7 protein-coding genes are annotated in these 14954 nt (G+C 63.2%); 2 read left to right on the forward strand and 5 right to left on the reverse strand.

Annotation, left to right across the window (positions count from 1 at the left end; genetic code table 11):
• The first annotated feature begins 33 nt into the window (after window positions 1–33).
• Together NL532_RS22000 and NL532_RS22005 are read left to right on the forward strand one after the other, a co-directional pair.
• Entirely contained in the window at window positions 34–324 is a 291-nt protein-coding gene (locus NL532_RS22000; RefSeq protein ID WP_502881986.1) for a type II toxin-antitoxin system RelE/ParE family toxin, read from the forward strand.
• A 5-nt stretch (window positions 325–329) separates the two neighbouring features.
• Window positions 330–626 carry an addiction module antidote protein gene (locus NL532_RS22005; RefSeq protein ID WP_023672893.1) on the forward strand — a complete coding sequence of 99 codons (297 nt, stop codon included), beginning with the start codon at window positions 330–332 and terminating at the stop codon, window positions 624–626.
• Between the two features lie 47 nt (window positions 627–673).
• Here the strand turns inward: NL532_RS22005 and NL532_RS22010 are convergent, their stop codons facing one another.
• From NL532_RS22010 to NL532_RS22030, 5 genes are all read right to left on the reverse strand, one after another.
• On the reverse strand, window positions 674–2263 hold the full coding sequence (locus NL532_RS22010) for a tetratricopeptide repeat-containing sulfotransferase family protein (RefSeq protein ID WP_023829522.1): 1590 nt from the start codon (window positions 2261–2263) through the stop codon (window positions 674–676).
• A gap of 77 nt (window positions 2264–2340) precedes the next feature.
• Complete coding sequence (locus tag NL532_RS22015; RefSeq protein WP_023672895.1) at window positions 2341–3024, reverse strand: outer membrane protein; 684 nt, start codon at window positions 3022–3024, stop codon at window positions 2341–2343.
• Window positions 3025–3225: 201 nt separating this feature from the next.
• Window positions 3226–3978 (reverse strand): heme ABC transporter permease, encoded by a 753-nt coding sequence (locus NL532_RS22020; protein ID WP_023672896.1) that lies wholly within the window; start codon window positions 3976–3978, stop codon window positions 3226–3228.
• A gap of 173 nt (window positions 3979–4151) precedes the next feature.
• Entirely contained in the window at window positions 4152–5924 is a 1773-nt protein-coding gene (locus NL532_RS22025) for a glucan ABC transporter ATP-binding protein/ permease (protein ID WP_023672897.1), read from the reverse strand.
• Window positions 5925–6268: 344 nt separating this feature from the next.
• A complete protein-coding gene (locus NL532_RS22030) occupies window positions 6269–14848 on the reverse strand; it encodes a glycoside hydrolase family 94 protein (protein ID WP_023829521.1) in 8580 nt (2859 codons plus the stop codon).
• Window positions 14849–14954: the final 106 nt, after the last annotated feature.

Genomic DNA, 14954 nt, shown 5'->3' on the forward strand with positions numbered 1-14954 from the left:
TGACGAATTGTAATTTATAACTTACTAGCCACCATGGCAATCCTGAAGCAGACAGCCACCTTTCGGAGGTGGCACCAAAAGCTGAAAGACGGAAGAGCCAAGGCGGCAATTGCCGTTCGGCTGCAACGTTTGATTGTAGGAAATCCCGGCGACGTGGCCCCAGTGGGTGAAGGCATCAGTGAATTGCGCATTCACTGTGGGCCCGGCTATCGCGTTTATTTCACAAGCGCGGTGAAACGGTCATCCTGCTCCTGTGCGGCGGGGATAAAAGTTCACAAGAAACCGACATACGGACAGCAAGCGCCTGGCCGTAGAATGGAGTGACGACAATGGTTGAAAAAATCTATGATTTCGATCCCGCCGAAATGCTCGATTCCGATACGGCAATCGAGGCGTTTCTGGCAGAGGCAATGGAAACCGGAGACGCCAAATTCGTCGCGTCCGCCCTCGGTGTCGTTGCCCGCGCCAAGGGGATGAGCAACATTGCCAGAAAGACCGGCTTGGCTCGCGAGCATCTTTATACCTCGCTCAGCGAAAACGGTAATCCTACGCTGGAAACCACACTGGCGGTCATGAAAGCATTCGGCTTTCATTTGGCCCCAAAGCACGATGCAACTCAGGTCTAATCTACGCCAGCGCGCGTCGAGCGCGAGGTTGTTCGGGCCAACTGAAATCAGGACTGATAAACCGGACCCAGCGCCGCCTTCAGCGGATCCAGCGCGTCGCCATACAGCTTCCAGCGCTCGACCGAGGATGAATAGATCGGCTGGCGCACCTGCCAGCGGCTCGGCGTCCGCACCGTGCGCTCGGTTTCGTTGAAACGCAAGCAGGCATCGTCCCACTCGATGCCGAGGAATCCGATCAATCCGCGGGCGCGATTTTCGAAATCGCCGACCGTTTCTTCGTAGGGCATGTCGTGGATATCCAGCGGGATGACCTTGGCCCAATGGCGCATCAGGCGGTCATACTGCCGGTAATACTGCCCAAGCTTGGTCAGATCGGCATTATAGCCGTGCGCCTCGGAAAAATTATGCATGAAACAGGACGCGCAATTGTCCATCGGGTCACGCCGGCAATGGATGATGCGGGCATTCGGCAAGATCAGGCTGATGAAGGCCAGCAGCTCGAAATTGTGCGGCATCTTGTCGACGACAAGCCGCACCGTGTTGTTGCGCTTTTTGAGATCGTCGAGATATTTCGATCCAAGCTCCTTGGCCTTGGCTGCAGTGAGCGCCGCCATGGCCTTGGTGAAAATGGCTGGGTCGAGCTTGTCGAACCCAAGTTCGCCGGCAAGTGAACGAATGGTCGACAACTCCCCGGCGCCATGGATATCGCGATGACTGGCGCATATCTGCTCGGTCAGCGTCGTTCCCGACCGTGGCATGCCGACGATGAAGACCGGGCGTCTGGATGGATTTCCCAAATTGGCTCGCGCCTCGAAGAAGCCGGCGTCGAAAGTGTCGATGAAGCTGTCGTAAAGCTGGGTGTGCCGGTCGATGTCGAAGTCATTGCCGGAAATCGCCTTGGCCCTCGCGAAATGGCGGATGGCCGGGCCATAATCGCGCTGATCATTGAGCATCTTGCCGGCGGCGTGGTGCAGCACTACCCGCTCGCGATCGGTGGTTGTCGGCAATTCCAGGCGTTTCAGCACCAAAGGCAACGTCGGATCGTCCTTGACCGCCCGGCGCGCAAGCGCCATTCCAGCCAGCGCCTCGACATGGCCCGGGTCGATGGCAAGGGCCTTGCTGAAGCATTCGACCGCCTCGGCCGGCCGGCCAATGTCGGTGAGCAAATCGCCCATACCGGCAAGTGCCATCACCGACTGGCCGTCGATAGCCAGCGCCTGGCGATAGAACCCTTCGGCAATGTCGCCCTCGAGCTGGCTGCGGTAGGAGCGGCCGAGATTGCACAGCGCTTCGATGAGCCCTCCGTCGAGCTCGATCGCCTTTCTCAGATGTCTGCGCGCCTTGTCGACGTTGCCGGTGACATTGTAGGCATTGCCGAGATTGTTGCGGAAGATGGCGTTGTCCGGTTCGAGCGTGACCGCCCTTTCCATATAGGCAATGGCGGCGTCATGATGCTCGGCCTCGATGGCGAGCGTGCCCATCAGGTTCAGCGCCATGGCATTTTTGGGCTGCGTGCGAAGCACCGTCTGGTAGCAGAACTCGGCCTCGCGAAAACGCTTGCGCCGTTGCAGGTCGATGCCGCGCTGCAATGTCTTTTCCGCCGGCTCACCGGCGGTCGGCAGCGAGGCTGAGATCATTGCCGGCAGACCCAGGGGTTGCCGGCGTGGCAAGAGCGGCATCCGTCAGATCCCGGTCGCGACCTGCGACGAACCAATCAGAACTTCAGGGTAACGCCAAGCTGGAGATTGTGGGAGTACAATTTGGCGTTCTCGTATGTGCCGCCGCCATCATTGTCGTCTAGATCCACGCTTGTCACGGCCTTGAAGCGGTAACCGAAATCGAGGTCGACATTCTGCGTTACCGCGTAGGTAACACCGGCGCCCACCTGGCCGGCGAAACCCCAGCCGCCAGGCCCGTATCCATAGGCGTGGCCATCAAAATGAGTATCGGCAGTAACATAGGCCGCGCCGAGACCGCCGCCGACATAGAGTTTGGCATCACCAAAATGCGCAACATCGGCCCAGACGTTGGCGAGAAGATAGGTGGCCGACAGATTGCCGGAAGCTGGGCCGGAACCTTGGTCGGCAGGAGGGAAGCTGAAGCTGTACTCGCTTGCCTTGTAGCGCGCGTAGGACAGTTCGCCTTCCACGCGGAACGTGTCGTTGATCCGCCGACCGACAGCGCCGCCGATCACGAACCCACTGTCAAGATCCACGGAATACCGACCACTATCGTAGTCCGTCTTCACATTGTTGGCAAAGCTGGCGCCGCCGAAGAGCGTGACGTACCAGAGATCCTCCGCCCTCGGCACGTCGACAAGCGCGTCTGCGGCGTAGGCCGAACTCCAGCCAAGCGCCAATGCAAATGTCGAAACGCCAGCCAGCAGGCACAGTTTCATCGTCGAATCCCCTCGCAACAACTAGTGACTAATATCACTCTTGCTTGGCGGCCGAGCTGTCAAGAACGCAAACGAGATCAAGGAGCAAAGCGAGGTCGGGAACGATCTTTTGAGAATTCTTGTTGCCGCACCGCAACATAGCAGCACATGCTAATGTTTCTGGCGGCAGGCGCATGGCTGTCCCTTCCGTTTGAAATCGCGCTAGTCGGCCTGCCTTGCCGCCACCCTGCGCATGGAGATCACCCGCCGGCGGCGGATCTCGGTGCGCATCACCGTCAGGTGCAGCGCGAAGAACAGCACGGTGAAGCCGAGCGCCATCACCAGCAGCGGCCATAGCAGGCTGGGATCGATCGTCGGTCCGCCGAGCCGGAACACCGAGGCCGGCTGGTGCAGCGTGTTCCACCAGTCGACCGAGAATTTGATGATCGGGATGTTGATGAAGCCGACCAGCGTGATGATGGCGGCGGCCCAGGCGGCACGGCTGGCGTCATCCAGCGCGCGCGTCAGCGCGATGATGCCGAGATACATCAGGAAGAGGATGAAGACTGAGGTCAGGCGGGCATCCCACACCCACCAGGTGCCCCACATCGGCTTGCCCCAGATGGAGCCGGTGACCAGCGCAAGCGCGGTGAAGGTGGCGCCGATCGGGGCTGCAGATTTCAGCGCGACGTCGGCCAGCGGATGGCGCCAGACCAGCGTACCGAGCGCGGCGACCGCCATCACCGTGTAGCACATCATGGCGAGCCAGGCGAAAGGCACGTGGATGTACATGATGCGCACCGTGATGCCCTGCTGGAAATCCTCAGGCGCGGCAAAGCTCATATAGAGACCGATGGCTAGCAGGATCGCGGCGATCGACGCCAGCCACGGCACCAGCCTGTCGGCCAGCCCGACAAAGCGCGTCGGGTTGGCGAGGTCGGTCCAGCCGGCGAGGCGTGAGGAGGTGTCGCTCATAAGGTCTAGATAGACCGGCGGCGCGTTCGGGGCAATCGAGCGGTTGTCGCAGTCTTATTTACCCTCCCCATCGTGGGGAGGGTCGCTGCGAAGCAGCGGGGTGGGGGTGGTGGGGCACTACCCCCACCCGGACCCTACGGGTCCGACCTCCCCACAAGGGGGAGGTAAAAAAGCTACGCCGCTTCGATATTCACGGTGCGGCTGAGGCGGCGGACTTCCTCGTCGTTGAGCAGGCCGCCGGCGCGCAGCAGGCTGGCGAAACGGCCATTGCGCAGCGACAGTTCGGCGAAGCCGCCCATCTCGACCACCTTGCCCTTGTCCATGAACACGACCAGGTCGGCGTCGCGAACGGTGGTCAGGCGGTGGGCGATGATGAAGGTGGTGCGGTTGCGCCTCAGTTCGTCGATGGCTTCCTTGACGCGGTCCTCGGTCTCGACGTCGAGCGCGCTCGTCGCCTCGTCGAGCACCAGGATCGGTGCGTCCTTGAGCACGGCGCGGGCAATGGCGATGCGCTGACGCTCGCCGCCCGAAAGCTGGCCGCCGCGCTCGCCAACGACGGTGTCGTAACCGGCGCTCTTGGCAAGGATGAAATCCTGCGCGGCAGCCGCGTTGGCGGCGGCGTGAACCTCGTCATAAGTCGCCTCGGCACGACCGACGCGGATGTTGTCCTCGATCGAGCGGTTGAGCAGGCCGGCATCCTGGAAGACGGTGGCGATCGAATGACGCAGCGACTTGCGGGTCACCGTGCGGGTGTCGATGCCGTCGATCAGGATACGGCCATGAGACGGCGAGAAGACGCGCTGCAAGAGGTTGATCAGCGTCGTCTTGCCGGCGCCGGTCGGGCCGACGATGGCAACCGTCTGCCCGGCCTGGACCTCGAAGGAGACGTCGTCGACGCCCTGCCGCGAATTGGCAAACTCGAAGCCGACATTCTCGAAGCGGACATGGCCGGTGACGTTGGTGAGGTCGCGCAAGCCGTCCGGCTCGGCGGAGTCGGCGGCCGAATCCTCGAGGTGATAGAAGTCCTCGAGCTTGGCGCGGGCTTCCGAAATCTGGTTGGCGAAAGCCGACATCTGGTCGAGGCGGGCAATCAGCAGCGTGGCAAAGCCGGTGAAGGCGATGACGTCGCCGATCTTGAGCTGGCCATGGGTGACCAGATAGGCGCCGATCAAAAGCACAACCATCATCGATATGGTCGACGACAGGCGGTGCAACGCATTGGCCATCGCCCACCAGTCGAGCACCGGGTTCTGCGCGTCGAGCAGGTTCTTGACATAGCGGCGCAGCGTATCGGCCTCGTGGCCGAGACGGTTGTAGCTCTGCAGCACGGCGACATTGCTGACCGAGTCGGTCACATGCGCGAAGACCTGATGGTAGTGACGCTCGACCGCGGCCTGGCCCGCCTTGGTGCGCTTCATCACAAGCCGGCCGATGCCGACATAGAGAACGCCCAGCGCCATTAGCACCAGCGACATGCGCAGATCCATGCTTATCGCGGTCGGAATCAGCAGAGCCAGCGCAACCGCCGTCGACAGATGCTGGCGCATGAATTCAAGCCACAGGCTGAACAGCGTCTCGACGGCGCGCAGCAGCGTGTGCAGCGCGTTGGAGGTGCCGCGCTGGTGGTGCCAGGCGAGCGGCATGGTGATCACGCGCTCGAACGACTGGCACAGCACCTCGCTGCGCCGCTTGTGGGCAAAACGGTCGGCGCCGCGCGCCACCAGCACGAAGGCGACGATGTTAAAGGCGCCGAGACCGGCCCACAGCGCCAGCGTCGAAAACACCGAACCCTTATCGGAGATGGCGTCGATTACCCGGCCGAACATGATCGGCTCGAGGATGGCGATAATGGCGAGCGCGACATTCGCACCGCAGATAAACGCAACGCGCTTCCTGTCGGCTGCGAGATAACCCAGCGCTCTCCAGTAGATTTGCAGAAGTGACACTTCAGCTACTCCGCCCAAAACATTATTGTGCACCGCACCATTTCTTGACACGTACCGGTTAACGGGTCGCAAAACAATGCCCGTCTACCTCTTCCGTTCCCATTCTGCGAACAAAAGATGACGACGTTGCGAAATCTGCCGTGATCACCTAACGGTTTGAGATAAAAGGTGAAATGTCAGTCTTGCGGCAAAATCATGGCAGCATCTAGCGCTGCTACATTTTTAGTCACTGCACGCTTGACCCGCCGGTATCCGGGAAGGCACGCCGTACTGCGCCAGGAGCATGCCCAAGTAGAAAACGCGCGCCTCGAAAGGCGCGCGTCAACAATCTGAAGCCCTTGATTTTACGTGGGTATCTTGACGACCACCTCGATCTTGTCGCCGGCCTTCGGCTGAAAACCGGAAGACTTTGTCTTGGTTCCATTGACTTCGAGCGAGATGGATTTGGCCTTTTTGTCGCGGATGACGCGAACCTTGACCTCCGCCCCCAGCATCTTCAGCGTTGCAGAATAGCCGTCCCAATGGCTGGGCAGTTTCGGCCGGAACGTGATTTGCTTGCCCCGCCGCTCAATGCCCAGAATGCCTTCGACCGCAGCACGGTAGAGCCATCCCGCTGAGCCCGTATACCAGGTCCAGCCGCCGCGACCGCCCTTGTCCTCACCGGAATAGATGTCGGCGGCGACGACGTACGGCTCGACGCGATAATGCTCGGCCGATGCATCGTCGAGCGCATGGTTGACCGGGTTCAGCATCGAGAAGCAGCGATAGGCATCGTCGGTGCGGCCCATTTCGGCGAGCGCGATCACGAACCAGGTCGCCGCATGGGTGTACTGGCCGCCGTTCTCGCGCACGCCCGGCGGATAACTCTTGATGTAACCAGGGTCCTTTCTCGTGTTCTGGAAGGCCGGGGTAAACAGTTTGACGATCTTGAGCTTGTCGTCGACCAGCAGGTTCGTCGCCTGCTGCATCGCCGTGGTCGAGCGCGCGGGGTCGCCCTCGCCGGAGAGCACGCTCCACGACTGCGCGATGGAGTCGATCTTGCACTCGTCCGAATTGTGCGAGCCAAGCGGCGTGCCGTCGTCGTAGCTGCCGCGGCGATACCACTGGCCGTCCCAGGCGGTGCTTTCCAGCGCCCGCTTCAGCACATCGGCGTGTTTTGTCCAGGCCTGCGTCCGCTTGGTGTCGCCCTGCCCCTTGGCCACGGTGGTAAAGTCGCCCAGCGTCTTCAAAAGGAACCAGCCGAGCCAGACACTCTCCCCCTTGCCGGCTTCGCCGACGCGGTTCATGCCGTCGTTCCAGTCGCCGCCGAGGATCAGCGGCAGCCCAGCCGGGCTGCTGCGCTTGACCGCAAGGTCGAGCGCGCGCGCGCAATGGTCGTAGAGCGAAGCGTTCGTCTTGGAGATTTCCGGCGTGAAGAAGGCGTCGTGCTCGCCCTCGCCCAGCACCTGCCCGTCGATGAAAGGCAGCTGCTCGTTCAGGATCCCTGTATCGCCGGTCACCTCGATGTAGCGATTGGTGGCATGCGCCAGCCAGACCACATCGTCAGAGATCATGGTGCGCACGCCGGCGTCGGTGCGCGGCAACCACCAATGCTGGACATCGCCTTCGGGGAACTGCCGGCGCGCCGCATTGAGGATCTGGTCGCGCGCCAGTTTCGGATCATGCGCAAGCAGGGCCAGCGTGTCCTGCAGCTGGTCGCGGAAGCCGAAGGCGCCGCTTGCCTGATAAAAGGCCGAGCGGGCGCGGATGCGGCAGGCCAGGCTCTGATAGGGCAGCCAGTGATTGACCATGGCGTCGAGCGCCTTGTCGGGCGTCTCGACCTGGATGGTGTCGAGGAAGCCGCGCCAGACGCGTTCATTGTCGGCCAGCCGCTGGTCGAAATCCTTGCCCGAATGAGTCTGCACCAACGCGCTCGCCTCGGCTGATGTGGCGGCGTCGCCAAGCAGCCAGACCAGCGTGACGTCGCCGCCGGCAGGGATATCGATTTCGCTGGCGACAGCTGCGCACGGATCGTCGCCGGCCTCGACGCGGCCCGACAGGCCGGCGCCGCTGACGACCGCGTGCGGGAATGCGCTGGTGCCATGCCTGCCGATGAACTCGCCACGATCGGCTGTCACCGAATGCACCGGACCGGTGGCGGCCAGGAAGGCCACCCGGTCGCCGAAATCGAGACCGTAGGGGTTTTGCGCCAGAAGCGCGCCGGTCGCTGGATCCCTGGACGGGATGATGGTCGCAGCCGTGCTCGAGCGATGGCTGCCGAGAACCCATTCGGCATAGGCATAGACGCGCAGCCGCGCCGGCGCCGAGCCCGAGTTCTGGATGCGCAGGCGCGTGATCTTCACTGGATCGACGGGATCGACGACGTGCGTCAGATCCATCGACAGCGGGCCGCGTTTGGACCGGAAGGTCGAGAAGCCCTGGCCGTGCCATGTCTCATAGGTCATCGAGGGATCGCGGACCATGGCAGCCAGCGGCGAGAATGCCTTGCCGCTGGCCTGATCGTAGATGTAGATGCCCTCGCCCGGCCGGTTGGTGACCGGATCGTTCGACCATGGCGTCAGCTGGTAATCGCGGCTGTTGCGGCTCCAGGTGAAGGCAGCGCCTTCGGCCGAGACATGGAAGCCGAACGAGGCGTTCGAGACGACGTTGATCCAGGGCTGCGGCGTCGAGCGCCGGCCGGCAAGGCGGGTGACATAGTGGCGGCCGTCGCCCTCGAAACCGCCAAAGCCGTTCCAATGGCTGAGGCCGCTGCCGTCGGCGCTGCTGTCGGACGCGGCATGGTATGCAGGCGCCGCCGGAACCGGCAGAGACGGCTCGCGCAGTGACGCGGGGGGCGCCGGCTGCAGGGCATCGCGTGCTTGCAAGGCTGCCGCCTCGGCGCGTTCGATCTGGTCGAAGATGGTGCCGTTGCGCGTGTGCAGAACCACGCGGGCAACCGCCAGCAGCGTCTTGTACGTCGCCTCGTCCATCAGGTCGCGGCGCACGGCGAAGATGTGCTGGCGCGGCCCGAGTTCCTTGCCGCGCAGGCGGCTGTTTTCGCACAGCGTTTCGACCGCGCGCTGCAGGTCCTGGACATAGGACGATGCCTGCTCGTTGACGACCACAAAGTCGATCATCATGCCGCGGGCGCGCATATACTCCTGGAAGCGCAGCGCCTGGGCGACAATTTCGAGGTCGGCCACGTCGCCGATGCGGACCAGGAAGATCGGGAAATCGCCCGAAATGCTGGTCGGCCACAGGCTGGACTGCTTGCCCAGCCCCGAAGCGATGGATTCGCCGGGCAGGCGCAGGAACGGATCGGGATAGATCAGGAAACGCGCCAGCTTCTGCACATTGGCGGCGTCGGTCAGGCTGAGACCAAGATGGCGTGTCTGCACCTGCGAACGCGTCCAGGCAAGCATCGCCTGGCGGGCAAAACTTTCGGGATGGTCGAGCCTGGCGATGGCCTCGTCAAGTTCGGCGCGGTTGGCGCCGACGGCGGTCCAGAAGGTCAGCGATATCTTCTTGTTGGCCGGCACCCGCACCTGGCGGCGCAGGGCCGCTACCGGATCGAGGGTGAAGCCGTGGTGACCGCCAAGCTTGGCGCCGGGATCGAAGGCCGCCGCTTCCGCGATGGTACGGCCACGGCCGATGAAGGCACGGCGATCGGTTTCGGCCTCGGCATCGCGCGCCAATCCGGAGGGATCGGTGACGAAATGCACCATGGTGACGTCAGGCTCGTTCTTGTCGCGCTTGCGCCTGGTGGCAAAGATGGCACCGTTGTTGGCAGCGATCTCGGTCTCGATAAACATTTTCGAGAACGCAGGATGGGCATTGTCGGAGGCTTCGTTGCCCAGCACCAGCTCGGCAAAGGAGGTCACCTCGATATGCCGGTCAGTGGCGCCGTCATTGTAGAGCGTGACGCGCCGTCCCTCGCCATTGCCTTCCGAGATGACGATGCATTCGACCTCCGAACGCAGCGAGCCCACTGTTTTGACGAAGCTCGCCTTGTCGTCGGAAAACAGCGTCTGCACTCTCTCGCCGGTCGCCTGCTTCGGCTCCGCGGTGGCCGACCACCAGTCGCCGCTGCCGGCGTCGCGCAGGAAGATGTAGGAGCCGAGCCGGTCTTCGGTCGGGTCGGGCTGCCAACGGGTGACGGCGAGTTCGCCCCAGCGGCTGTAACCGGAACCGGTGGCCGAGACCATGACGGAGTAGCGGCCATTGGACATGACGCTGGTGGCGCGCAACGCCCTCAGCGGGTCGAGGACGATGCGCGAATCCGGGCTCTCGACCTCGGTCTCGTCCTTCGAGCGCTCGTCGGCTTCGGTCCTGACCGTGGCGGTCGGGATGTCGCGCGGCGCCCTCTCCTGCAGCAGGAGTTCGGCAGACTCGATCACCGGATCGCTGTGGAAGCGGTCGCGCAGCCGGCCCTCGAAGATGGCGTCGGCAACGGCGGCGATCGACATGCCGGAGTGATGCGCCATGTAGTTCAGGACAACAGCGTGGTCGGTGCCTTCCGGCACGCGCTGCGGCGTGAAGTCGACGGCGTCGTAAAAGCCATGCCGGCCGAGAGCGCCGATGGAGCGCAGCCTGGCCAGATTCTGGACGGATTCGCGCGGTGTGAACTGCGCCGCGAGGATCGTGGCGTAAGGGGCGATCACCGTGTTCTGGCCAAGGCCGCGCTTGAGGCCAAGTCCGGGCACGCCGAAATTGGTATACTGGTAGGTCAGTTCGCGGTCGCGGGCATTGTAGGCCGCTTCCGAAATGCCCCAGGGCACGTTCTTCGAACGCGCGTACTGGATCTGGCGCTTGATGATCAGCTTGCTGGTCTGGTTGAGGATCGACCCCTGCGGCTCCTTCATTACCAAAGGCGGCATCAGATACTCGAACATCGAGCCCGACCAGGACATCAGCGCACCCTGGAAGCCGATCTCGACGATCGGCCTTCCAAGCCGGAACCAATGCTCCGTCGGCAGGTCACCCTTGGCGATGGCGAACAGGCTGGTCAGCCGCGCCTCGGAGGCGAGCAGATCGTAGCAGCTCTCATCGAGCTGGTGCTCCTCGACCCGGTAGCCGATCGAGAGCAGTTTGCGCTCCTGACGCATCAGGAAAGAGAAATCCATCTCGAAGGCATAGCGGCGGCAGCGTTCGCGCAGCGCCAGCAGCTTGGCGCGCAAGGCTTCGACGGCGTTTTCGTCGCTGTGCGAGTCATGCACATGCGCCTCGCAGGTCGCTTCCAGCCGTGCCGCCCAGTCGGCGATAATGTCGCTGCGCTGCGATCCGGCCTCGGTGTGGATGGCGGTGGCGAGCTTGCGGATCTCGCCGGCAAGCACGGCCAGGTTAATGGTGCGGATCGAGGCCATCTCCGGCTGCGCCTTGATGGTCATGACGGCGCGCCGCATGCCATCGAGGCGATCGGCCAGACGCTGGCGCAACGGCCGCAGTTGCCGGCGGTCGTCAGGCAATTCCTCGAGGCTCTCGTCGAGGATACTCACCGTGTCGAGGACGCCTTCGAAATCGCCCTGCAGGTGAACGGACGGGGCTTCCGCCCATTCGGCGCAGGCAGCCGCCACCGCGACCAGATGTCCGGCGAGATTGCCGCTGTCGACGGCCGAGATGTAAAGCGGATAGAGCGGCTTGAGCGTCGTCGTGTCGTACCAGTTGAAGAGGTGGCCGCGGTTGCGCGGCATGCTCTCGATGGTCGTCATCGTGGCGTCGATGCGAGTGATGGCGTCGGAGAGCGCAATCCAGCCGAAATCGCGTGCCGACACCACCGACAGCAGGTAGACGCCGATATTGGTCGGCGACGTCCGCGGCGCTACAACCGGCGCCGGGCTTTCCTGGAAATTGTCGGGCGGCAGATTGTGGTGCTCGGCCGTGACGAAGGTTTCGAAATAATGCCAGGTGCGGCGCGCCACGGTGCGCAGCGCGTGGATGTCGGCTTGCGATATGCGCAGGCGGTCCTCGGTCTCGGCCGAGCGGCTGATCCAGCAGGCAACCGCCGGCGAACCGATCCAGAACAGAGCGAAGAAGAAGGCGACGAAGGCACCGGTGGAATCGGCCAGCACGGGGATAGCGAGACCGACGACGCCGATGATCACGGCGCCATACATCATGCTGTAATAGGAGCCGATATCGTTGTCGCCGCCCTTGTGCGCCTGCGACGCGGTGCGCCATTCCAGCAGGTTCTGGCGGCTGACGAACAGGCGGTAGAGCGTGCGCACGATGGCGTCGCCCATCATCCAGGCATTGTGCGCCATCAACAGCACTTTCAGCGCCACAAGGGCCGTGCCGAAGACGGTGTCGTGCGCCAGTGCGGAGAAATGGCCGCGCGGCGTCTGGTCGCCGCTCTTGGGCAGGATGGCGTTGACGACATCGAAGGTCGGCGCCATGAACAGCGACAGGATCAGCAGCGCCTGCCACTGCGCGGCCTGCGTGAAGGGCAGCAGCGTCCAGCCGGCGATCGCCGCCATCACCCAGAAGATCGGGGTCAGCGAGCGGCGCAGATTGTCGACCATCTTCCAGCGCGACAGCGCCGGCACGCCGGAACGCGGCGAGAAGATGAAGCGCAGCAGCTGCCAGTCGCCGCGCGCCCAGCGGTGGTGGCGCGAGGCGTCGACCGAGTAGCGGGTAGGATAGTCCTCGACCAGTTCGACGTCGGTGACAAGTGCTGCGCGCGCCAGCGCACCTTCGAGCAGATCGTGGCTGAGGACGGTGTTTTCCTCGATGCGGCCCTGCAGCGCCGCCTCGAAAGCGTCGACGTGATAAAGGCCCTTGCCGGTGAAGGAGCCGTCGCTGAAGACGTCCTGGTAGAGATCCGAGACGGCAAAGACGTAAGGATCGAGACCGCTGTTGGACGAGAAGACGCGCTGGAAGAAAGAAGCGTCGTCGCCGCTGGTGAGCGAGGCTGTGATGCGCGGCTGCAGAATGGTGTAGCCGGCGGTAACGACGCGCTTTGTCGCGTCAAAATGCGGGCGGTTGAGCGGATGGGCGAGCTTGCCGACCAGTGACGACACGGCGTCGCGCGTGGTGCGCGTGTCGGCGTCGAGCGTCATGACATAGACGACCTTTTCCGGCAGCGGCACGTCGAGCGGCAGGAAGGTGGTGTCGCTGTCGCCGCGCAAGAGAAGGTTCAGCTCATGCAGCTTGCCGCGCTTGCGCTCCCAGCCCATCCAGGCGCCCTGCGCCTGGTTGTAGAGCCGGCGGCGATGCAGGATATAGAAACGCGGCGCGCCTTCCGAGGGATAACGGGCATTGAGCCTGGCGATCTCGTCGCGCGCATATTGCAGGATCTCGATGTCGGCGGCGTCGATCTCGGTCTTGGAATCCGGCCAGTCGGACAGCAGCGCGAAATGGATTTCTTCGGCCGTGTTGGCGAGGTGATGCACCTCGATGTTGCGGATGTTTTCCTCGACATCATCGCGCGAGCCGATCAGCGACGGCACCACGACCAAGGTGCGTGATGCCGCCGGAATGCCGTGCTTGTAGTCATAGCCGACGAGCCGCGTCGGCTTCAGGAACAGTGAAACAACGGTGTTGAAGAAGGCGAGCGCGCCTTCGCTGGCAGGCACCGCAAACAGCGCCAGCATCAGCGTGATGGATTCCACCGACAGGCCGAGATGGGCAAGCGCATTGCCGGAGACAACCAGCAGTAGCACCGTCAGCAGGAAGACCGGCACAACGATGCCGAGCCAGCCCGTGGCGGTGAAGGCGCGCTTGAAGGTCACATGGAAGGGCGGCCGATAGCCGATCGCCTTTTCCAGATCCGGCCGGCGCGGGCCGACCAGGAAGAAGCCGACATCGGTATGCATGGCCGGATCGGCTGATGCATCCGGCACGCCGGAGGCATCGGTGACCCCGGGAACATGGCTGGCCAGCTCGATGGCCTTTTCGGCGACACGGAATTCGGACAGGTCGGAGCGCCGCGCCAGTTGCTCGATCGACGTGCGGTACTGGTCGCGCGAAAAGAAATCGAGCGCGGCGAAATCGGTGCGCTCGCGCAACAGCGTGTCGATGCGGCTGACGCCCTCGAACCACACCGTCCAGTCGACGTCGTTGATGAGGCGCAGGCCGCGGATGATGTTGCCGGTGGTGACATTGCCGCTGGACAGCGTGCGATGCTCGGAAATGATGATTTCCTCGGCGTCGGAGCCGGTTTTCTCGAGCTCGACCTCCAGCCATTCCAGCGCCCTGCCGGCATTCTGCGAGCCGTCGCGCAGGCGGTAGAGCAACTGGGTGGCGAAGGTGGTGTCCTGCGCATGCGCGCCGTAGCCCGACAGGATCTTCCGGCGGTCTGCATTGTCGTCGGTCGCCAGCACGCGGTCGGCGACCTCGTTGGCGATATGGCGCATCTGCCTGGTGCGGTCGACGCGCACGGCGATGCGGCGCAGATTCTCGATCAAAACGAAGCGCAGCAGCGACGGCAGCGCCCACAATTCGCCGATCTTGAGCGGCTCGACCGACTGAAAACCCTCGACGATGGATTTGAACATGGTCGCCGAAACCGAACTGTCGGAATGGGCGACATAGCTCCAGGCCAGGGCCAGCGCGCGCGGCACCGCGGCGCGGTTGGCCACTTCCAGGGTCGGCAACTGCCGGTAGAAACGACGCGGCAGGTCGCGCTTCACCTGAAAAATGGTCTCCTCGACGAGATAATTGTTGTCGAGCAGCCATTGCGCGGCAGGCGTGATGGTTTCGCCCTTGGCCTGGGCGGCATTGGTCGAGCGGTAGACTTCGAGGATTTTCTTGGCGCTGTCGCGGATGCGGGCCTGGAAATCGAACTGCGTCAGGCCGAACAGGTCCTTGATGTCGCCCTTGGCGAGGCTTTCGCCCAGCGCGCGCAGCCGCTCTTCGGGCAGGAAATTGGAGCGTATCGGCTCTTCGGTGATGACCGGGAAGCCGGCGCTGGACTTTTCGATATGGGCAGGATTTGTCTGGATATTCATTGAAAATTCCGCATGGGGGACGCGATGCGGCGCCACCGCCACGGCAATGTCCCTAAAACCGATTCAAATGCAATTGGTTGCATGATTACACTGGCCGAAAGTTTTG

The organism is Mesorhizobium sp. C120A (assembly GCF_030323105.1).
In the GTDB taxonomy this organism is placed as follows: Bacteria; Pseudomonadota; Alphaproteobacteria; order Rhizobiales; family Rhizobiaceae; genus Mesorhizobium.